The organism is Streptomyces sp. NPDC023838 (genome assembly GCF_040639555.1).
Taxonomy (GTDB): domain Bacteria; phylum Actinomycetota; class Actinomycetes; order Streptomycetales; family Streptomycetaceae; genus Streptomyces.
On sequence record NZ_JBFAAD010000001.1, the window covers coordinates 408,793 to 429,021 of the forward strand.

At 70.0% G+C, this 20,229-nt stretch carries 16 protein-coding genes; 7 read left to right on the forward strand and 9 right to left on the reverse strand.

Annotated features, from left to right (window positions below; all coding sequences use genetic code 11):
* Positions 1-22: 22 nt before the first annotated feature.
* Entirely contained in the window at positions 23-814 is a 792-nt protein-coding gene (locus tag AB0G17_RS01565; RefSeq protein WP_361374326.1) for a helix-turn-helix domain-containing protein, read from the reverse strand.
* 248 nt (positions 815-1,062) lie between these two features.
* Between AB0G17_RS01565 and AB0G17_RS01570 the strand changes: the two genes are divergently transcribed.
* Positions 1,063-1,263 (forward strand): hypothetical protein, encoded by a 201-nt coding sequence (locus AB0G17_RS01570; protein ID WP_361374328.1) that lies wholly within the window; start codon positions 1,063-1,065, stop codon positions 1,261-1,263.
* A 97-nt stretch (positions 1,264-1,360) separates the two neighbouring features.
* Here AB0G17_RS01570 and AB0G17_RS01575 read toward each other — a convergent pair whose 3' ends face one another.
* Positions 1,361-2,344 carry a cytochrome P450 gene (locus tag AB0G17_RS01575; protein ID WP_361374330.1) on the reverse strand — a complete coding sequence of 328 codons (984 nt, stop codon included), beginning with the start codon at positions 2,342-2,344 and terminating at the stop codon, positions 1,361-1,363.
* Between the two features lie 244 nt (positions 2,345-2,588).
* On the opposite strand from AB0G17_RS01575, the gene AB0G17_RS01580 reads away from it, so the two are divergent.
* The 3 genes from AB0G17_RS01580 to AB0G17_RS01590 all read left to right on the forward strand — a co-directional run bounded on the left by AB0G17_RS01580 (position 2,589) and on the right by AB0G17_RS01590 (position 4,630).
* Entirely contained in the window at positions 2,589-2,978 is a 390-nt protein-coding gene (locus AB0G17_RS01580) for a hypothetical protein (RefSeq protein ID WP_361374332.1), read from the forward strand.
* Positions 2,979-3,033: 55 nt separating this feature from the next.
* Positions 3,034-3,129: a putative leader peptide gene (locus tag AB0G17_RS01585; protein WP_361374334.1), complete on the forward strand. Its 96-nt coding sequence runs from the start codon at positions 3,034-3,036 to the stop codon at positions 3,127-3,129.
* A 70-nt stretch (positions 3,130-3,199) separates the two neighbouring features.
* Complete coding sequence (locus AB0G17_RS01590; RefSeq protein ID WP_361374336.1) at positions 3,200-4,630, forward strand: sulfatase-like hydrolase/transferase; 1,431 nt, start codon at positions 3,200-3,202, stop codon at positions 4,628-4,630.
* Positions 4,631-4,823: 193 nt separating this feature from the next.
* On the opposite strand, the gene AB0G17_RS01595 is transcribed toward AB0G17_RS01590, so the two are convergent.
* A complete protein-coding gene (locus tag AB0G17_RS01595) occupies positions 4,824-7,448 on the reverse strand; it encodes an RICIN domain-containing protein (RefSeq protein ID WP_361374338.1) in 2,625 nt (874 codons plus the stop codon).
* A 232-nt stretch (positions 7,449-7,680) separates the two neighbouring features.
* Positions 7,681-8,655, reverse strand: coding sequence for an expansin EXLX1 family cellulose-binding protein (locus AB0G17_RS01600; protein WP_361374340.1), 975 nt, complete (start codon positions 8,653-8,655; stop codon positions 7,681-7,683).
* A 571-nt stretch (positions 8,656-9,226) separates the two neighbouring features.
* Between AB0G17_RS01600 and AB0G17_RS01605 the strand changes: the two genes are divergently transcribed.
* Positions 9,227-11,752 carry a collagenase gene (locus tag AB0G17_RS01605; protein ID WP_361374342.1) on the forward strand — a complete coding sequence of 842 codons (2,526 nt, stop codon included), beginning with the start codon at positions 9,227-9,229 and terminating at the stop codon, positions 11,750-11,752.
* 123 nt (positions 11,753-11,875) lie between these two features.
* On the opposite strand, the gene AB0G17_RS01610 is transcribed toward AB0G17_RS01605, so the two are convergent.
* On the reverse strand, positions 11,876-12,775 hold the full coding sequence (locus tag AB0G17_RS01610; RefSeq protein WP_361374344.1) for an NAD-dependent protein deacetylase: 900 nt from the start codon (positions 12,773-12,775) through the stop codon (positions 11,876-11,878).
* 131 nt (positions 12,776-12,906) lie between these two features.
* Here AB0G17_RS01610 and AB0G17_RS01615 point away from each other — a divergent pair, with 131 nt between their 5' ends.
* Positions 12,907-13,434: a GNAT family protein gene (locus AB0G17_RS01615; RefSeq protein WP_361374577.1), complete on the forward strand. Its 528-nt coding sequence runs from the start codon at positions 12,907-12,909 to the stop codon at positions 13,432-13,434.
* Between the two features lie 195 nt (positions 13,435-13,629).
* Here AB0G17_RS01615 and AB0G17_RS01620 read toward each other — a convergent pair whose 3' ends face one another.
* The 4 genes from AB0G17_RS01620 to AB0G17_RS01635 form a co-directional block, all read right to left on the reverse strand.
* On the reverse strand, positions 13,630-14,433 hold the full coding sequence (locus AB0G17_RS01620) for a GNAT family N-acetyltransferase (RefSeq protein ID WP_361374346.1): 804 nt from the start codon (positions 14,431-14,433) through the stop codon (positions 13,630-13,632).
* A gap of 128 nt (positions 14,434-14,561) precedes the next feature.
* On the reverse strand, positions 14,562-15,635 hold the full coding sequence (locus AB0G17_RS01625) for a hypothetical protein (RefSeq protein WP_361374348.1): 1,074 nt from the start codon (positions 15,633-15,635) through the stop codon (positions 14,562-14,564).
* Positions 15,632-17,080: an AMP-binding protein gene (locus tag AB0G17_RS01630; RefSeq protein WP_361374350.1), complete on the reverse strand. Its 1,449-nt coding sequence runs from the start codon at positions 17,078-17,080 to the stop codon at positions 15,632-15,634. The genes AB0G17_RS01625 and AB0G17_RS01630 overlap by 4 nt, the downstream gene beginning before the upstream one ends.
* A 444-nt stretch (positions 17,081-17,524) precedes the next feature.
* Positions 17,525-18,145: an RICIN domain-containing protein gene (locus AB0G17_RS01635; RefSeq protein ID WP_361374352.1), complete on the reverse strand. Its 621-nt coding sequence runs from the start codon at positions 18,143-18,145 to the stop codon at positions 17,525-17,527.
* 324 nt (positions 18,146-18,469) lie between these two features.
* Here AB0G17_RS01635 and AB0G17_RS01640 point away from each other — a divergent pair, with 324 nt between their 5' ends.
* On the forward strand, positions 18,470-20,164 hold the full coding sequence (locus AB0G17_RS01640) for an RICIN domain-containing protein (protein ID WP_361374354.1): 1,695 nt from the start codon (positions 18,470-18,472) through the stop codon (positions 20,162-20,164).
* The last annotated feature ends 65 nt before the right edge of the window (positions 20,165-20,229 follow it).

Sequence of the window (20,229 nt, forward strand, 5' to 3'; positions counted from 1 at the left end):
CGTTGCCAGTCGCGCGGTGCTGTTACCGCCCCTGCGCGGCCAGGTAGTCGTCGAGGGTCTGCAACGCGCCCCAGGCGCGGTCGAATATGGACGCGAAGGGCGCCAGGAAGACCGGTCCTTCGATGCTGAATCCGGTCAGCTGCTGCGAGCCGGCACCGGAGAAGGTGAGAAAGGTGACGGAGTCGTCCAGCAGAGCGGTGTTGTGCCAGGCGCAAGGGCTGCTCCAGGGCATCACCCGTGCCTCGTAGGTGTACAACTCCTTGATCTCTGCCTGATGTCGGTGTAACCAGGCCAGATAGGGCGGCGGCGGTACGCCGTCGCGCTCGGGAACACCGATGATGCGCCGCACGCTGGTGGACTCGTCGGCGTGTTCCCTGGCCCACTGCAACACCGTCTCGTAGTAGGCGGTCACCTCCGAGGAGACCCAGTGGTCAGGAGGGTGTTGCCGTACGTACGTGAGACGGATCTCGTGGCGGGCGGCGCGGACACGGTCGGCCGCGGCTCGGTACAGGGCAGGAGGATCCGCGTAACAGACCATGTCGGCCTGGAGCGTCTGCGACTGGGTTGGTGGGGGAGGGTGCTTCAAGTCGTCCAGCTCGGTCCGGACAACTCGCCAGAACTCCTTCCACCATCCCCAGTCACCACCCAAAGCAGTGATCAGCCGGTGGGTGAGCGTCTCGCTGGGCAGGCGGTGGCCGTTGAGCGCTTCGGAGACCGTCGCCTGACTGCACTGCGCCCGCGCGGCGATCGTCTTGAGCTGAGGGTCGCCCGCGCTGATGCGCAGCCGTCGCAGCTCCGCGGCGAACCGCTGCACCGGCGGCAGCTCCCCGCGTGGGTAGCCCTCCAAGATTCCCCCAGTGCCCGACACGAACCGGTGGCCGAGATACTCGCACTTCGTAGGCCGCGGACGCGGAACTTCACCGAATTTTACTGAAGAAGGCCGAACTTCTGGTCCTTTTCCCGGTACGTCGAAGTCGGCCGGATTCCGTGGACGGCCGGCGCGGCGACCGGTCGAATGGAGGACGACTCGGTCCTGCGGTTCTCCAGGAAGGTGAGACAGACATGTCCCTCGACGTTGCGGTGTCACTCCGCCGCCATTACTCGACGTTTCTCGCCGTACTCGTGACGGGTGTCGTCCTGATCATCGCGTGCGGCGGTACCTCGCTGTTCACGGCGACGTGCCTGGAGTGCGTGTTCGCGGTCACCAACCTGATCAGCGCTTACGCCCTCGCGCCGGAGGGACCACCGGCGGCCAGGCCCTGACGAGCGGTCTGTAGGGGCTGCCGCTGCCTGCCGGGACCGGTCGGCACAGGCCGAAGGGCGGCTTCAGGTAGAAGGGACATGGCCTCTGCCAGCCCGGCTACCAGGTGACTGGCAGGTCGACGGGGCCCCGGATGAGGACGTCGGTCTGCCAGTTCATCTCGTGAGGCGGGATCGCGAGACGCATCGTGGGGAATCTGCTGATCAAGGTGGACAGCACCACTTCGGCTTCCATCCGGGCCAGCAGGGGGCCGACGCAGGCGTGCGGTCCGTGGCCGAACGCCATGTGCGGCGGGTCGTTGCGCTCGAAGTCGATTGTGCTGGGATCGGAGTAGACCCGCTCGTCCCAGTTGGCCGCCACGTAGGAGACGTAGACAAGTTCTCCTTCGCGGATGAGGACGCCGCCCACGGCCACGTCCTCGGTGGCGATCCGGGGTTGCCCGACGCCGTGCTTGTGGGGAACCCAGCGCAGGAGTTCGTCCACCGCCGACAGGATCAGGCGGGGCTCGCGTTGCAGCCGTTCCATCAGGTGCCGTTGGGTGAGCAGGACGTACATCATGTTGGTGGTGTTGTTGCACACGGCGTGCCAGCCGTTGAGGCCGATGAGGGTGGCCAGGGCCAGGAGCTCTTCCTCATCGATGCGTCCGGCGCCGACGGCGGCCACCATCGTGCTCATCACGTCCTGCCGCGGCTCGGCACGACGCTGTGAGGCCAGCTGACGGAAGTAGTCACGGGAGGCCTGCTTGGCTTCCTCGGCCCGCAGCGCCTGAGCGTCGTCCGAGGCTCGTGTCAGGACTGTCTGTGCCCAGTCCCGGACACGAGGCCGGTCCGCGGAGGGGATGCCGATCACCTCGCTGATCATCGCCAGGGCGAAGGGCGAGATGACATGGTGCACGAGGTCGGCGGACGGGCCTGCGGCCTCGAGTTCGATGCACAGCTCGTCCATGAGGAGGCGGGCGCGTAGCCGCAGTCGGTCGACGCTGCGCTGGGTGAAGGACGAGGAGACCGCGGACCGTACCCGGGCGTGATCGGGCGGGTCCACGAAGCTGACCGCGCGATCCAGGGGAATGAAGTGCTTGGTCATCTTGGGCACCGACCGCCCCAGGACGTTCCTGCTGAATCGCGGGTCCGAGGTGACGAACTTGACGTCCTTGTGCCGGGTGACGAGCCAGCAGTCTCCCTTGCCATGAGGAAGCCGGATCCGGGAGACCGGTGCATCCGAGGCTGTCGGGGTCGGGGTCGGGAACGCGCGCCCTCCCACTGCCGTCTCTCCCCCCGGATGGTGGGACGAGAGCCGGCCACCCCGGACCCACCGACAGGAGCCCTCCGTGCCCGTCCTACGCCGCCCGTCCCGCGCGACGGCGATCTACCTCGTCCTGGCCGCCGTGTTGCTGGCCACCGGCGCCTTTCCCGTACGCGAAGCCCCGGGGGCGGGCCTCCTTCCCGAAGCGACGTGGAGCGGCTGGCGGTCCGAAGAGGTGCTGCACTGGTCGGCGCACATCCGCGTCAGCGCTTGGGCGCATGCCGCCGAGGCGGAGATCCATATGGGCAAAGCCGAGTCGATCACGCTGAAGGCGTACGGCGAGGACGCCCACGGCACCACGAGCACGGACCCCACCGCCTTCACCCTCACCCCCGAGGGGAAGCTCACCGGGCGTCTTCAGTCGGTCGGGCGGTCTGATGCGGGAGCGCGGATCCGGAGTGCGAAGCCCGTGTGAACAGGCGGGCCTTTTCGTTGACAGGTACACAGATGCTCGGCGAGGCTCCTGGCCCATGCAGCTGCCCGGTGACTCGACGGTCACCCTTGTGGAGCGCCGCCACGTCGACTTGGTCCGTGTCGCGAGCGCCATCTGTCTTCGCGCTGCCTGAACCGATTCCCTCTCGACTCTCTTCGGGTACGTGACGCCGTGGTGTGCCGTGCCCTGTTCAGGAGCGCACTGTGTCCTCGTACGAATCCAAGCTGTCCCGCCGTGCCTTCGGCGGTGCCGTCGCGGGAGGCGCCACCGCCGCCGCCATCGGTCTGTCTGCCGCCGACGTCCAGGCCCAAGCACCGCTGGAGGAGAGGCCGTTCAAGGCCGCACCACACCGGCGGGCCAAGCGGCCCAACATCCTCTTCATCCTCGGCGACGATCTCGGCTGGGCTGATCTCTCCTCCTACGGCGCCCCGCACATCAAGACCCCGAACCTGGACCGGCTCGCGCGGCAGGGGGTGCGGTTCACGGATGCCTACGCCGGGTCCGCGACCTGCTCGCCGACGCGGTTCAGCCTGTACACGGGGCGCTTGCCGGGGCGTACGAAGGGCGGTCTGGCGGAGCCGATCGCGGACAGGTCCGTCGGGCTCGAACCGACGCATCCGACACTGGCCTCGCTGCTGCGCGACGCGGGGTACGCGACCGCGCTCATCGGCAAGTGGCACTGCGGGTATCTGCCGGACTACTCGCCCACGAAGTCGGGCTGGGACGAGTTCTTCGGGAACTTCGGCGGGGCTCTTGAGTACTACTCGAAGCTGGGGCTCGGCGGGGAGTACGACCTGTATGAAGGTGACGTACGAGAGGGGGATGCCGAGTACAAGGATCTGCGGTACTACACGCGCATCCTGACCGAGCGCGCCAGTGAGTACGTCCGGCGCGACCATGGTGCTCGACCGTGGCTGCTCAACCTCAACTTCACCACCCCGCACTGGCCGTGGATCGCGGAGGGGGACGAGGAGGAGAGCGCCGAGATCGTCCGCAGGATCAAGGCGGGCGAGAAGGGTGCGCTCTGGCATCAGGACGGCGGTTCCGTCGAGAAGTACACGCAGATGGTGCAGGACCTGGACCACTCGGTCGGTGTGGTGCTGCGCGCGTTGAAGGAGTCCGGGCAGGGGCGGGACACCCTGGTGTTCTTCGCCTCGGACAACGGCGGCGAGCGCTTCTCGTACAACTGGCCCTTGTCGGGCAACAAGGCCTCGCTCAAGGAGGGCGGGATCCGCGTGCCGACCATCGTGCGGTGGCCCGCGCGTCTCGACGGCGGGCAGGTCAGCCATGAGCCGGTCTTCACCCCGGACTGGACTGCCACGCTCCTGGAGATCGGCGGCGCGCGGCCGCATCCGGCGTACAAGCTGGACGGGACGAGCCTTGCCCCCTACCTGCTGAAGGGCGAGCGGCTTGCCGAGCGTGAGCTGTTCTGGCGCGTGCGCGGGGAGCGGGCGCTGCGGCGCGGCGAGTGGAAGTACTACCGGGGCAAGGGTGGTCAGGACCAGCTGTTCAACCTGGCCGAGGACCGGCGCGAACAGGCCGACCGGGCCGCGGAGGAGCCGAGGCTTCTTGGCGAGTTGAAGGCGGCATGGGAGAAGACGGACAAGGAGCTGCTGCCGTATCCGGCCGAGTGACGCCGGGTTCCTTTGCCGCGCGTCAGTATGAGGACGGAATTCCTCAATCGCCCCATAGAGAAATGAGGGAATCTCGTAGGGCGTCCGTTTCCGGGCGGCCCGGCGTCAGGAGCGGTGCCGGGCGGAGCGGGGTCGCTCCGCCCTGGCGGGGCCGCAGGCTGTGGTGCCTGCGGCCCCGCCGGCGGAGCTGGGGTCAGGACGGGTCGCCGTACTGGAGGCCGCGTCCGTTGGTGCCGACGTAGACGCGCCCGAAGGTGTCGGGGTCGCCGGTGATGACGCCGACAGCGCCGATGCTGCCCCACTGGTGGGCGTCGTCGTTGACGCGGAGCCAGGTGGCGCCCTTGTCGGTGGAGCGGAAGACTCCGCTGACGTTTTTGACGGTGCCGATCAGGTACAGGGCCTGATAGTCGGCGCCCGGCGCGGCCTTGCCGAAGCCGAGGGCGGAGGCCGACTGCACCGTGGTGAGCGGGGTGAAGGTGCGGCCGCCGTCGGTGGAGTGCAGCAGGCCCTTGGTACCGTCGGCGATCCACAGGTCCCCGGTGATGCCGGGGGCGGCCGTGAGACGGCCGGTGGGCAGGTTGGTGGCGCGGGCGGTGAAGGTCGCGCCGCCGTCGGTGCTGGCGTAGAGCGTTCCGCCGGCCAGGGAGTAGAAGGTCTTGGCCGAGGAACGGTCGGCGACGACCACGGCGCCGGTGCCCAGGCCGCTGACCTTCGACCAGCTCGCTCCCTTGTCGGTGGAGCGGTACGGTACCTGACCGGCTTCGGTCCAGACGATGGTGGAGCCGTCCGCCGCGAGCGCGACATGGCCGCTGTCGGCGCCGGCCACCGGCTCTGCCTTGAAGCCGTTCCAGTTGCTGCCGCCGTCGGTGGAGTAGGCGCCGTCCTGTGCGCCGCCGCGACCGACGCGGACCATCACCGAGGGGTTGGACTGGGCGAAGTCGATGTCGGTGCTGTTGGCCATCATCGGGTTCTTCAGCCGCTCGGCGGGCACCTTGGTCAGGGAGTCGTGGCGGAAACCGCCCTGGTCGCCCATGGCGGTGATGACGGTGGCGCCGCCGGGCGGGGCGATCGCGTCCATCAGCGCGGTCTCCTCCAGCCCTTGGGCCCCTGCGGCCCAGTGGCTGGTACCGCCGCTGTCGGGGGCGGTGGCGTCCTTGCTGCGCCAGATGCCGTTGCCCGTGCCGTACAGCACATGCCCGGAGTTGAAGGGATCGATGGCCAGGGCGGTCATCCAGTGCCCGATGCCGGAACCCACGTAAGGCGCGGCGGAGGTGCTCCGCACCGATTTCGCGGCCTGTGTCTTCCAGGTCGTGCCGCCGTCGGTGCTCCGGTAGAGCTCGTCCTCGGGCCACCACCGGTCGAGGGTGGTGACCATCACCGTGGACGGCTTCTGCGGGTCGACGGCCAGACCGGAGAACCCGTAGCTGCCGCTGGATGGGGAGACGTTCTTCCACGTCCCACGGGCGGGCGTGTACTTCCACACCGAGCCCCCCGTCACGCCGTTGGGCCCGAGGTTGTCGGTGTACGTCAGGTACAGCGAGCCGTCGCCGGAGACCACACCGTGCTGTGGCAGCTGGCCGGTGGGCTGCCCGGAGACGGCATGCCACGTGTTGCCGCCGTCGGTGGAGCGGTACAGGGAGGTGGACTTGTCGGCGACGCCGACGTAGACCGTCTTGCTGCCGGCCGGGCCGTACGTCACGAAGGAGATGCCCGCGCCGCTGCTCGCCCCGTCCTTGACGGGGAACGAGGAGACCTGACGCCATGTCACACCGTGGTCGCTGCTGCGCCACAGGCCGTTCTTGCGGGTGCCCAGCAGCAGGGTGCCGTTGTCCGCGGGGTTGATCGCCAGCCGTTCGCCCGCCCCGCGGCCGTCCTCGTTGCCGCCCATCTTGAAGGGCAGATCGGTGCGCTGGAACGTGCGGCCCCGGTCCGTGGAGCGCAGGATCGCGCCGTTGCCCGCCCAGTTGTTGGTGTAGGTGCCCGCCGCGAGGTAGAGACGGGCGGGGTCTACGGGGTCGGTGGCCAGCGAATCGATGCCCAGCAGGTTCCAGTCCTTCTCGCCGATCCAGTCGGTCAGCGGGATCCACTGCTCGGCCGCGGTGTCCCAGCGGTAGGCGCCGCCCATGTCGGTGCGCGCGTACAGCAGACCCTTCTCGCGGGGGTTGAACACCAGCCCGGAGACGTAACCGCCGCCCACTACCCGGGCGTTGTTCCACACATACGATCCGGCCGCGGCCGCCTCGGCCTTGACTGCCTTCACCAGCTTCCACTGCTGGTTGGCGCTGCCCTTGCCGGGGTACTGGACGACTGCCGCGCCGTTGCCCGTGGAGTTGTCGGAGACGTCCAGGACCTGGCCGCTCCTGCGGGAGGTGAAGGTGACGGCGTCGGAACCACTCACCTCGTCGATACGCCACTCCTGGGAGGTGGAGGAGCTGTCGGTCTGCTGCTCAGCGGCGGCCTTCTCGGCGGTCGAATCGCCCGCGATGCCCAGTACTTTGCCGCTGTTGCGGTTCACCAACTCGTAGTAACCGTCCTTGGTGGGCCTCAGTCTCCACTGCTGATTGGCGGTGTTCTGGTCGGTCCACTGCTGGATACGGGTGCCGTCGGCGGTGGAGAAGCCGTTGACGTCCAGCACCTTGCCGCTGCGCAGAGAAACCAGCCGGTAGTAGGCATCACTGTCGACGGTCGCGGCCTGCGAGTCCTCTTGTACGAACAGGAGATACGGCACGACGAGGGCAGGTGCGCCGAGCAGCAGACCGGTCGCGGTCCAGCGGCGGCGGTGACGCCCGCGGCGCCCGGCGTTCGTGGGGTTGTTCATGGGGGAGGTGTCTCCTTGTGTGCCGTGCACCGGACAAAAGGCGGATCCAAGCTCCGGAATGGCTGGGTCCAACTCCTTGTGGTCACAGGCTCCGCAAAGGTTGCCGCGAGCCGGAATCTTTTTCCCAGCGTCACCGGCTTCTTGCCGTCGGCTCGTGCGGACGGGCGTGAGGCCGGCCGCTGCCGCCCCTTCGAGTGCTTTCTGTGGAGGGGCGGCATGGTGGGCGGACAGATCAGTGCTGCGCGAACTGGACCTGCGTCGGCTGCACGGCGTCCGGCCGCAGCGCGATTCCGTTGACGGTCAGTCGTTCTCCGTAGATGTCGGTGATCCTGATGGCGCCGCCGCACCCGCTGCCGTTGGGGGAGAGGAAGTAGTTGTAGCCGGTGCGGGTCAGTTGGCGCCAGCCGCTGCCACTGCGCACTTCCAGCCGCGCGAGCGGGTTGCGGTGGCCGATCGCCTGGATGCCGCACCAGTAGGGGCTGGACCCGTTTTTGTAGCGAATCGATATCGGGCCCGCTGTGTCGGGGCTCAACAGGCTCCAGGTGATCGCGATCCGGCCGGTCGAGACGGGGACCAGTTTGGCGAAGGCCTGCTCGCTGAGGTCGAGTTGGCCGGGTGCGCAGGGCAGCGGGCATTCGTTGGTGATCCGGACCGTGACAGAGGCGCCGTTCGCCGCGCGGACCAGGACGTACGCTCCGCAGGCCTTGGACGTCTCGTAGTCGGTGGTGTTCATCGCCGCGATCATCATGTTGTCGCTCGGGCCGTAGGAGCAGGCGCCGTCCCCGACTCCGGCCTTGTAGACGGTGGCGACTCCCTGGCGGGTGCTCTTGGGGCGAATCCGCCCGGCCAGGGATGACGTGGCAGGGGCCTTTTGCTTGGAGGCCGATGACGGCGTCGCCGGCGTGGTCGCCCTCGGAGAGGTGGCGCCGCCGGCCGGCGTCGGGGATTTCGCGCCGGCCGAGGGGGTCGCGGAGGGGGCCGACGGGGAAGCAGCGGAGGGCTTCATGGCAGGCGAAGTAGGCGGGAGACTCCCCTGGGAGTCGGCGACGGCCGTGGCCGAGGCCCGCCCGGCAGCCTCCTTGTGGTCCGGTTGCATCGTCATGACCAGGCAGGCGAGAAGACCTGTGACGACCAGCCCCGTGGTGGTGCCCACTATCAGCCCGCGTCTGCGCCTGCGCTGCCGCGCGGCCTGGCGTGTCTCTTGCATGTTCATCCGTTTCGGAAGAGCGTGTCGGTGTTCACTCCTCAGTGGCCACAGGTGACGAGAAGGTTGCCGCGCGCCTGCACCGGCTCTCTGACCCGGTCCTGCGGGGCCGCCGTAAATAAGCCATCTGACTGAAAGCCGCCTTCGTGCTCTCTGAGGGAGCCCCTGAGGTCAACTCCGAAGGGGCGCACCCCGGCGAGCGTGAGGGCAGGCCGCCCTGCCCCGCAGCCGCCATGCCCCCTGGCGACGAACGCCCAGCTGGGGCCCGTTGTCGTGCCCCCTTCGGCCCAGGTCGTCACGTCGGCCCCAAGGGTGCCCTGAGGATTCCCAACTGCCGGGAATTGCTGCCGGTTTACCCGCGCTCTCTTCCCAAGCCATGTGACATGTGCAATTTTTCTGGCTGCGACCACCGCAAGTCGCGTTCAAGCCAACGGATCAGCACGGCCCGTGGGTCATCGAAGCCTGCACGGACACGCCCGTACGCACCCGGGCGGCCCGGAGGCCCCGGCGGCCCGCGGTACCCCCCCACCGCCGCGCGCCGCAGCGCGGCTTTCACTCCGCTGGGAGGCGGCACGTGAAGACTCCCTCAGTACGACCAAGACGACGTCTCGGCGGCCTGCTCATACTCGCGCTCGCCCTGTGTCTGTCGATAGCCGTGCTCACCCCGGCCGGCCACGCCGCCGCGGTCGAGCGCCATGGGTCGGCCCCGCGGCCCTCGACAACAGCCCACACCGCCCCGCCGCCGACCGGATCGGCGGCGACGGTCTCCGACCGCGCGGACGAACGCCGCACCCCGCTCGACGCCACCCACCAGCCTCCGCAGAACCCGGTCCCGTCCCGCACCGCCCCGACGAAGCCGAGCCGTACGGACGGCCTGACCGCGGCCTCCTGCACCCCGGCCGACTTCGGCAGCCGCAGCGGATCTGCCCTCGTGACCTTCGTCCAGGCATCGACCACGGACTGCGTCAACACGCTCTTCGCCGTCACCGGCACCAACGCCCGCAACGCGTTCCGCGAAGCGCAGATGGTCACCATCGCCAACGCGTTCCAGAACACGGCACGGACCTACCCCGGTGACAACTCCACCCATGTGTTGCAGCTCGTGCTGTTCCTGCGCGCCGGGTACTACGTGCAGTTCAACCACGCCTCCGACGTCGGACCGTACGGGGCGACCCTCTCCTCGGCGACCGAGGCCGCGCTCGACACCTTCTTCGCGTCCTCGCACTTCATGGACGTCAGCTCGGCCAACGGCGACGTCATGGGTGAGGTCATGATCCTGACGGACAGCGCCGACGCGCAGGCCCGCTATCTGAAGACGTATCAGAAGGTGCTCAACGGCTACAACAGCACCTACGACGCGTACTGGAGCATGGACAACGCCGTCAACAACGTGTTCACCCCGATCTTCCGGGGCCACTGGAACCCCGCCTTCCTCAAGGCCGTGACCGCCGACCCGAGCCTCATCGACACGCTCGGCGCCTTCGCGCACAACCACCGCGACAAGCTGAACGACACCTGGTTCTACCTCGCCTCCAACGCCGGTACCGAGACCGCGCGCTTCCTCGACACCCCCGCCCTGCAGGCCAAGGCCAGGCCACTGGCCAAGGGGCTGCTCGGCGACTCGGCCATCACCGGCGCGACAGCACCCCTGTGGGTCGGCGTCGCCGCCATGACCGACACCTACGACAAGGCCCAGTGCTCGTACTACGGGACCTGCGACTTCGTCGGCCGGCTCACGGCCGCCGCGCTGCCGATCACCTACCGCTGCGACGCCGCCCACACCTTCCGCGCCCAGTCGCTGACCAGTGCGGCCCTCACCGCCGCCTGTACCAGCCTCCAGGGCCAGGACGCGTACTTCCACAGCATCGTCCAGGACAGCGGGCCCGTCGCCAACGACCACAACACGAACATCGAGATCGTGACGTTCGCCAGCCCCAAGGACTACCGCACCTACTCCGGCTGGATCTTCGGCAACAGCACCAACAACGGAGGGGAGTACCTGGAGGGCAACCCCGCCGACCCGGCCAACCAGGCCCGCTTCCTCTCGTACGTCAAGAGCGTGGGCGACGGCTTCCCCGGCGACATCTGGAACCTCAACCACGAGTACACCCACTACCTCGACGGACGCTACGACATGGCCGGCGACTTCGGCGCCGGAGAGGCCGTACCGGACATCTGGTGGATCGAGGGCTTCGCCGAGTACGTCTCGTACAGCTACCGCGGGCTGCCCGACACCGAGGCCATCGCCGACGCGGCGCAGCACACCTACGCACTGAGCACCCTGTGGGAGAGCACCTACACCAACTCGGACCTGACCCGCACCTACCCGTGGGGCTACCTGGCCACCCGCTACATGATCGAGAAGCACCCCGCCGACGTGCAGAACATGCTGGCCAAGTTCCGTGCCGGTGACTACGCCGGGGGATACGCGGTCTACCACACCGGCATCGGCACCCGCTACGACGCCGACTTCACCACCTGGCTCGACGCCTGTGCCGCCGGAGCCTGCGGCAGCACGGGCAACGGGCCCACCGCCGCCTTCGACGCGACCGTCTCCGGCCTGACCGTGAACCTCACGGACAGGTCCACCGACACCGGCAGCACCATCACCGCGCGCTCGTGGAAGTTCGGCGACGGCACCACCTCCACGGCGGCCAACCCGTCCAAGACCTACACCGCCCCCGGCACGTACGCGATCTCCCTGACCGTGACCGACGCCAAGGGCCTGACCTCCACCAGCACCAAGTCCGTGACCCTCAACGGCGCCCTGCCGACCTGCACCAACGCCGACAGCCGCCTCCTGGACCGCAACTGCTCCCGCTCCGGCCGCTCGGCCAAGGCGGGGGACCTGGACTACCTGTATCTGTACATGCCGGCCGGTACCGTCACCCTGCGGATCACCACCGCCGGAGGCACGGGCAACGCGGACCTCTACTACAGCCCCACCACCTGGGCGGGCCCGTCGGCGTACACCGCGCGCTCGACGAACGCCTCGAACGCCGAGAGCATCACCGTCACCAACACCACGGCCGGATACCGGTTCGTCAGTCTGTACGCGAAGACGGCGTTCAGCGGCGTCACGGTCACCACGGCCTACTGACCCCGTCTCGACGCGGCCCGGCCCGCTGACCCCTGCTCGCCCGTCCGCCTGCGCGGGCGGGCGGGCGTGGGGGCGGCTCGGCCGGGCCGCGGATCCAAACGGGGTCCAGCGGGACGGCCCCGGTCAGACCGGCGCTGGGTCGTGCACGGGGATGCCCAGGCGCTCGGCGACGGCGGTGAGGGCCGTTCCCAGGGGGAGTGCGACCCGCGTGACGGCGTGCTGGTCGCCCCGGGTGGGGTCCCGGTTGACGATCACCACCGGGGTCCCGGCGCGTGCGGCCTGGCGTACGAAACGCAGTCCGGACATCACGGTCAGTGAAGAGCCCAGGACCAGCAGCGATGTCGCCCCGTCTACCAGTGCGCGGCAGCGCGCGACCCGCTGGGGCGGAACGGTTTCACCGAAGAACACCACATCCGGTTTGAGGATGCCGCCGCAGACGGTGCAGGGGACGACGTGGAAGTCCCCGACCTGCGCGTCGGTGAGGTCGGCGTCGCCGTCGGGGTTGATCGCGGCGGCCACCGGCGCGAAGCCCGCGTTGGCCTCCTCCAGCCGCCGGGCGAGTTCGCGGCGCGCGCTGACGTCGCCGCAGGAGAGACAGACGACCCGGTCCAGGCTCCCGTGGAGTTCCACCACGCCGTCGCTGCCCGCCGCCTGGTGCAGTCTGTCGACGTTCTGGGTGATCACGCCGCTGAGCAGACCATGCCGCCCGAACGCGGCCACGGCCCGGTGCCCGGCGTTCGGGCGGGCGCGGCCGAAGGTCCGCCAGCCGAGGTGGCTGCGCGCCCAGTACCGGCGCCGGGCCTGCGCGCCGGCGGTGAAGTCCTGGTAGGTGATCGGCGTGTGCCGGCTGAGGCTGCCGCCTTCGCCCCGGTAGTCGGGGATGCCCGACTCCGTGGAGAGGCCGGCTCCGCTGAGCACCAGCACATCGCCGGTGCTCAGCGCATCGGCGACCGGCCCCAGGTCCGTGGTGCCGGGCGGCAGGCTCGCATCGGGTGTCCAGCTCAGCGTGGGTCGCATGCGCATGCAACCAGCGTACGAAACGGGTGGGGCGTCGGTCTCGCGTGTGGGATCTGTCGATCCCGTGTGCCCCGGAAGGGGCCCGCACGCCCGCCCCCGGTCGGTATGCTGCGCGCGTGATGATCAACGGGGTGGAGATGCGTGAGGTCTCACTTGGGGACGCGGCGGGCCTGGCGGAGACGTTGCGCCGCAACCGGGTGTCGATGCGGCCCTTCGAGCCGTACCGGTCCGAGGAGTTCTACACCGAGCACGGCCAGCGCGAGAGGATCAGCGGACTCATCGCGGAGCGTGAGGCCGGGCGACTACGACCGTACGTCCTGATCGAGACGGCTACCGGCACGCCTGTCGGGGCCATCAACCTCGGCAGTATCGCCCTCGGGCCGTTCCGCAGCGGCGGGCTCGGCTACTGGGTGGACCAGGAGTGGGCGGGCAGGGGACTGGCCACGGCCGCGGTGAAGGAGGTCTGCCGCATCGCCCGCGAAGAGCTCGGTCTGCACCGTGTGGAGGCCGGCACCCTGGTCGACAACACCGCCTCGCAGCGCGTGCTCGCCAAGGCGGGGTTCGAGCAGTACGGCACCGCGCCCAAGTACCTGCACATCAACGGCGCTTGGCGCGACCACCGCCTCTTCCAGCGGCTGCTGCACGACGACCCGCCCACCGACTGACGGGGGCGGGGCCGCGGCCGAGCGGGGGCCTGAGCCTGCCGCTCACGGTCCCTCCGGCATACCCGGCTCGCCCGCCTCCACGGGAGCGGCGCGGCCCGGGGTGCGGATCCCCGGGACCGCGAACAGCGAGTTGGTGCGTGATGGCGGGCGGGGCGTTTCGGGCTGCCGGGGCGCCAAGTCACGCCTTGGCTGCGGTCATTGGGAGGACCACCAGGTCGACGAGGTGACGGCGGTGAAGCCCAGTGACTCGTACAGCGGCCGTCCGAGCCGTGAGGAGGTGAGTGTCACCGGCAGGTTCGCCATGGGCGCGAGCGAGCCGAGCATGACGGCCCGCCCGGCGCCGCGGGAGCGGCGTGCCGACGGCGTGCCGACCCAGTAGTGGCTGCCGAATCCGTCGTGGACGACGGTGACACCGGCTCCGATCGCCTCGCCGTCGAGGACGGCGATGAACACGTCCACGCCTGGCTGCTCGGTCAGCGTCGTGGGGAACATCTCGCCGGGTCGGTAGGGGGCGAATCTGGTCAGCTCGAAGCCCTCGATCACGATCTGCTCGGCAGCCTGCAACTCGTGCGTCCGCTGGACTCGGGCGACCTCCATCGCCGGGGCGGGGACCGGGCCAGGCGGGCGCACCATGATCGGCATCTGCCAGTTGCGCATGCCCAGGTGACTCAAGTCGGTGGAACTGAACGGATCCTCGGCATCCACCGGTCCGGTCGATCGGCCGGCCAGCTCGGTCAACTCGGCGAGCTCGTGCGCGTCGGGGTCGGGTTCCTGCAGCAAGAAGCGTGTCCCGGCGCGTTCGCCGCCGAGCACGGCGAGGAAGCTGCGTCGGCGGATCACCTCGTGGCCGCGGGAGATTCCGGTCGCGGCCCAGAACGCGGCGGAGTTGCGGGCCTGGCGTATCGCCGCGTCGTCGAAGGCCACGGGGTGATCCGGACGGTCCTGCCCGCTCCGGTCCTCGACACGAGCGTCGGGGGTGGTCTGCGAAGTGTCGGCCATGGATGGCTCCTGTTCAGTCACTGTGCGGTGATCCAGGCGAAGGGGCAGGCGGCCCGAGTAGAAGTCGACTCGGGTCTTCGCCTTGCCTCCAACCCAATGACGCAATGTCCCGAATAACTGGGCCAATCTCAACCGAGATTGCTGCGCCATTCGCCCGTTCGTGCCGCTGCCGTGCCCCGTGGCCGTACCGCGACGACCACCGGTACCGCGGTATGCCCCGCTTCGCGGGCCGCGCGGCGTGCTCCGCCGGGGGAGGGGGCGTGACCGACGACACGGCCCTCGGTCACGGCCAGCCATCCTCCGTCGCGGTGCTGGTCGGCGAGCGCCAGGGCGACGGCCACGTCCTGCTCGTGAAAGGGGTCGGCGGACGGCTCCGGCGCGGTGCCGCGCCAGTCGACGGTGCGGCGCTCGGGTCCGCGGCGGGTGCGCCAGTAGGCGTACTGCGCGACGATGCACGGGCCGAGCCCGGTCAGGAGGGGTACGCCGCCGTCAACCCAGCCTGCGACGGCTCCCGCGAGCACCACGGACACCACGCACAGGCCGATGATCGCGCCGTACCAGCCGGCCGCCCGCCCGAAGGACTTGGCGGCGACGAGCGGCCACAGCGCCAGCATCAGACAGTCACCGAGCCCCGCCCCGATGGGTGAGGTGCCGTCGTCGACGGCGAGCATCGGTCCCAGCGGCATGCCCGCGAAGTGGTGCACGAGGTGGGCGGTGACCGAGGTCAGCCCCGTGGCCAGCAGGTCGTACGGTGCGAGGAGACCGGCCAGCGCCGCGACCTGCCCGGCGGTCATACCGGTCTGGGCCCACAGGTTGCTGACCCCGATCACCGCGAGAGCCAGCAGCAGATCACCCGCGGCGATCCGCGCGGGCACCCATCCCGCCAGATGCGCGGTGAGGATGAACGCCCCGAGGGTCAGCGCCACGGCCGCGCCGCGCCGCCCGCCCATGACCGGGGCGAGAGCCATGGAACAGGCACCCAGGAAGACCACGCCGAACGCACAGGTCGTCAGCGCTCGCGGCAGATGCAGGTAGATCGGGGGCATCGACACCAGAGTGACGGTCATCACCGCGATGTCCGAGCGGACGAAGCGGCCCACCGGCGGGCGCGGCATGCGGACGCGTCGCAGGTACAGCGCGGCGAGTGCGATGAGCGCCGCCAGCGCGGTCAGCAGGGTGAGGGCCTGGGCGAGTCTGCTCATGGGGCACTCCGTACCGGCTGGTGACGCGGGGAGGGCAACTCGAAGCTGTGCTCGGTCAGATCGGCCCTGACGCGGCAGGGTTCGGGGAGCTCGTCGAGATCCTCCACCAGGACGACGCCGCTCAGCGGGAGATCGTCGAACCGTTCCTCGACCCGGGCCAGCAACGCCGCCGAAGGGCGGTCCGCGACCACATACAGCCGGGGGCCGTCCGCGCTTGCTGAGAGCGCGTACCGGGTCGGCAGCGGAAGTTGCCGTTCGCCCTGGAGGCGGTCGAGGACGGCACGCTGGGTCAGCTCCGCGGGGCCGTCGCTGTGCCGGCCGAGGATCCGCGAGGTGGCGGGCATGCCGCGCAGGGAGCAGGTCGGGGGTTCGGTGCCGGGCAGTCGGCGGACGAGGTCGCCCGTGTCGTAGCGCAGCAGGAGCGTGGTGTCGCGGTACTGCGTGTACGGCGTCACGACCAGGGTGCCCGCCTCGCCGGGCCCGGCCGGGGCGTGGGTCAGGGGGTCGAGCACCTCGATGTGAGCCTGTTCGGCCGAGAGGTGGAGGTGGCCTTCCTCGCAGGCCAGCCCGGCGGTCGGCATGGTCTCGGTCATCGAGTACGTGTCGATGACCCGCGCCCCGAACACCTCCTCGGTGCGGCTGCGCAGCGGGTCGCTGAGCACCTCGCCCCCGACGAGGATCTGCCGCAGACCGAAGTCGGCGGGGTCCCAGCCGTCGCGTTCCGCGGTCTGGACGAGGCCGCCGAGGGCGGATGCGGTCACGATGAGGTGGGTGACCTGGGGTTCCTTGCCCGGCAGTCGCATGGGCGTGGCGAGCCGGTCGATGATGATCCGGGGATCCACGGTCCCCATGGCGACGAATCCGGCGCCGACCATCGCCAGCGCGCGCTGGACGTTGAGCTTGGCCAGGGTCGCCCGGGAGCTGATCGTGCTGAGCACGATGTGTCTGCTGCGCACGGCGGAACCCATCAGGAACGACATGGCCGACAGCGCGGCGGCGAGTTCGAGCTCGTACTGCGAGAACCACACACTCGTCGGTGTGCCGGTCGTCCCGGTGGTCTGGGCCAGTAGGACCGGCTCGGAGCGCTCGGAGACGAAGGCCGACGACGCGGCGCGCAGCGCCGATTTCGGTGTCGGCGGCAGCAGCGCGAGCGTGTCGAGGGAGATGTCACGGGGGCTCAGGCCCAGTTCGGCGAAGAGACGGCGGTAGTAGGGAACGTGAGCGGCCGCTTGCCGTACCGTCAGTTTCAGCCTGCGGTCGGCCATCGTCCGCTGGATCTGCGGATCCGGCTCCGTCGCGCCCGGCAACATCACGGCGGCTTCCTCGCCGGGCTCGCCGAACTCCTCGATCGTCGCCCGCAGATCGGCCACGGTGCCCTGCAGGCCGCTCACGCTCAGCCGTCCGCCGCGCAGCATCTGCACGCCGTACTGGATCTGGCGGATCATGGTCCCGAACACGTGCCTCGGCCTCTCTTCTCATCGCGCGCGGGTGGCCGGTGAGACACCGGCCACCCGCTTGGGTTCAGTCAGTGACGATCAACGCGCAGGATGTCAGCCGCTCGTGAAGACAGCGGCGGTCATCGTGCTGATCGCGTAGCGGGCGTAGCGCCCGAAGACCTGGATCATGGATTCCTCCGTGAGTTCGTTCGGTTGGGTTGAACTTCTGGTTCCGCCGGGGCCGATGCGTTCTCGTACCGCAGGAAGATCGCGGTGCGCGCCCGGCCACGGCAGTCTTCGGACTCCGCCGGTACGGGCCGGCGGTGACGGGAGCCACGGGCTTGCTCTTGCACCCCAGGCGCCTCGCTCTCCACCGCGTACATGCGGCAGGGGCGTTGGGGTGAGCTTCGGCGTTCCCCCTTGCGCGGGTCTTCAGGAGATCGGCACCCGCGCTCAGTACGAGGCGAAGCGGAACCGCTGGAAGTTGGCGTACTGGCCGTTCTGGTCCTGGCAGCCGAAGTGGCGCAGGCCGATGTTGCTGTCGTCGATGCACAGGCCGGTGGCCACGTTCCTGAGGACGTAGCTGTGGTCCGGGTTCTCGAGCAGGGTGAACCGCTGGAAGTTGGCGTACGGACCGTTCTGGTCCTGGCAGCCGAAGTGGCGCAGGCCGATGTCGCTGTCATCGATGCACAGGCCGGTGGCCCAGTTCCTGATGACGTAGGTGTAGTTGCCGAGGTAGACGAAGTCGAACTTCTGGAAGTTGGCGTACTGGCCGTTCTGGTCCTGGCAGCCGAAGTGACGCAGGCCGATGTTGCTGTCGTCCACACACAGACCGGTGGCCACGCTCGTCATCCGGCGGGTGTAGACGGTCTGGATGCCTTCGGTCCTTGCGGCACCGGTCCGGGCGAGGACGTCGGTGCTCGCCGCCGCCTTGGGGGCGGGCGCCGATGCGGACGAGGATGTTCCGGTGGCGGCGACCGAGGTACTGGCCCCGACGAGCGTCAGAGCGGACGCCGCGAAGACCGCGGCGGCGATCCGGGACACCCGTCCCATCAGCGTGCTCGTTCTGTTCAAAGTACCTCCTGCGGAGTCCGACCGGCGTGGGCGCCGGATCGGTGACGAGTGGGTCGCACGCGCGCCGTTTGTCCGATGCAATCGAGCCAACGGCAGGCCATACGCTGGACGGCACCGTGGAACGGGTGTTCCCTGGTGGCGTTCCACGGCCCGACAGTGCCGGGGGGCGGAGTTGGCCGCGCGGCCCCGAAGTAATCCGCGCAGGTCAGCCGGGGGATAGGGGCCGGACAAGCGGGGTTGTCCGCGGACAACTGGGGGACCGACATGCGCAGAACAGGGCGACCACAAGGGGCACCGAAGGGCGCGACGCGAGCGGCGGATGCCTTGGCCGGATTCCTGGGGGAGCTCACCGCCGAGCTGACGGTCCGTGAGCTCGCCCAGCGGTACGGCGGCGGCAAGACGATGTGGAGCGAGTACCGCAGCGGTGCCCGGATCATCCCCCTCGGCAGGCTCAACTCCGTCGTACGGGACCGTGTCCGCGACGGCCGCGGCCGACAGACGCTGCTCCAGCGAGCACACCGACTGCACGAGGCCGCGCTCGTCGCCGAGGCGGAATCGGGCCCCGGCCTCAAGCTCGACGAGGCCCTGCGGCGTGCCGAGGCCGATCTCGCCGAGGCCGAAGGGCTCGTACGGAGCCTTCTCGCCCTCGTGGGCAGACTGCTCGTGGACAAGGACGGCCTGCGGGCCGCCGCGCCGGAGCCGGAGCAGCGGCCCGGCGCACCCGAGCCGGCCGATTCATCGGCCCCGGCGCCCGCGCCGGACGCGGCACAGGGCGCCGAGCCCGCGGCGGACGGCCTCGTGGACCGGGCGCTGCGGCAGTTGGAGGCCGTACGGTCCGTGCACCGCGGTGCACGGGAGATCCTCGGGCAGGCGCGGGCGGAGAGCAGGGCCGCCCTGCCCGCCGGGTCGACGGCTTCGGTGCCGGCCGGCACCGATCTGGTGCTGGCGCTGGCGCGAACGGCCGACGCGCTGGCCGACACCGGGTATGAAGTGGAGTGCCTCTGGCGGGAGCACCGGGCGGCAGACGGCCCGCCCCTGCAGGGGGTCGTCCTGGAGCGCACCGACCGTCCTTCCGCCGCGCCCGTCATCGCTCAGGCGGCCTTGCCGACCCTGCCGTACGACATCTCGCCCCCGGCACCGGTACCGGCAGGCGCGGCCGGGCAGCAGCTTGTTGTCGCCGCGCCGCGCGGCGGCCCGGTCCGCTCGTCCCTGGCCGTGACCGCCGTCCTCGCCGTGTTCACGGTCCTGGCCGTGGCGGTGTCCGCGGCGACGGCCGTGGTCGTCGTACAACGGGAGCGGCCCGCCGCGCCCGCGCCCGCCTCCCGGGAGGTCCAGCCGTACCTGCTGCAGTACCAGCCGCCTTCCGGCGACACCGGGCGGTCCGCGACTCCGGTCACCTCGCCGCCCGGCAGCCCTTCTTCCGTGGCTCCGCCCCCACCGACCGGGACACGGCCCCCGGCCACGACGGCGCCCGCACGGGGAGGCGGGTTCGTGGCGCCGACTTCGCCGCCTGCCGCGGTCGCGTCTGCCTCCACCGACCCCAAGCCGGCTCCCACGTCCACGCCGGAGGCGCCGGACGCCCCCAACGGCCTGTTCCGGCTGGCGAACGCCGGAAGCCACCTGTGCTTGGCCGTTCCGGCCGGAAGTCCGACCGCTGCGGACGGCATGGTCCAGACCGGCTGCGGTGACAACCCCGAGCAGCAGTGGCATCTCACCCGGGAGTCGGCCGGCCCGCCCGCCACCTATTCCGTCCGCAACCGGTTCAGCGGCCTGTGTCTGTCCGTCCAGGGAGCCAGGGTCGACAACGGCGTCGCCGTCACCCACTATCTGTGCGGCGACCGGCAGGGCCTGTTCCCCGACCAGTTCTGGACGCTGCGCTACCGCAGCGCCTTCCGGGCCTGGCAGCTGGTCAACGTCAACAGCGGCAAGTGCGCCGGCTCCCGGGCGGGTTCGCGGGACAACGAGCCGGTGCTCCAGCAGGACTGCCGTGACGACCCCTGGCTCATGTGGCAGACCTGACCAAGGCGGGGAGCTCGTCGCGGACGGGAGTCGACCGCTGTGGAGCGGCGACCCTCTTGGCTCGC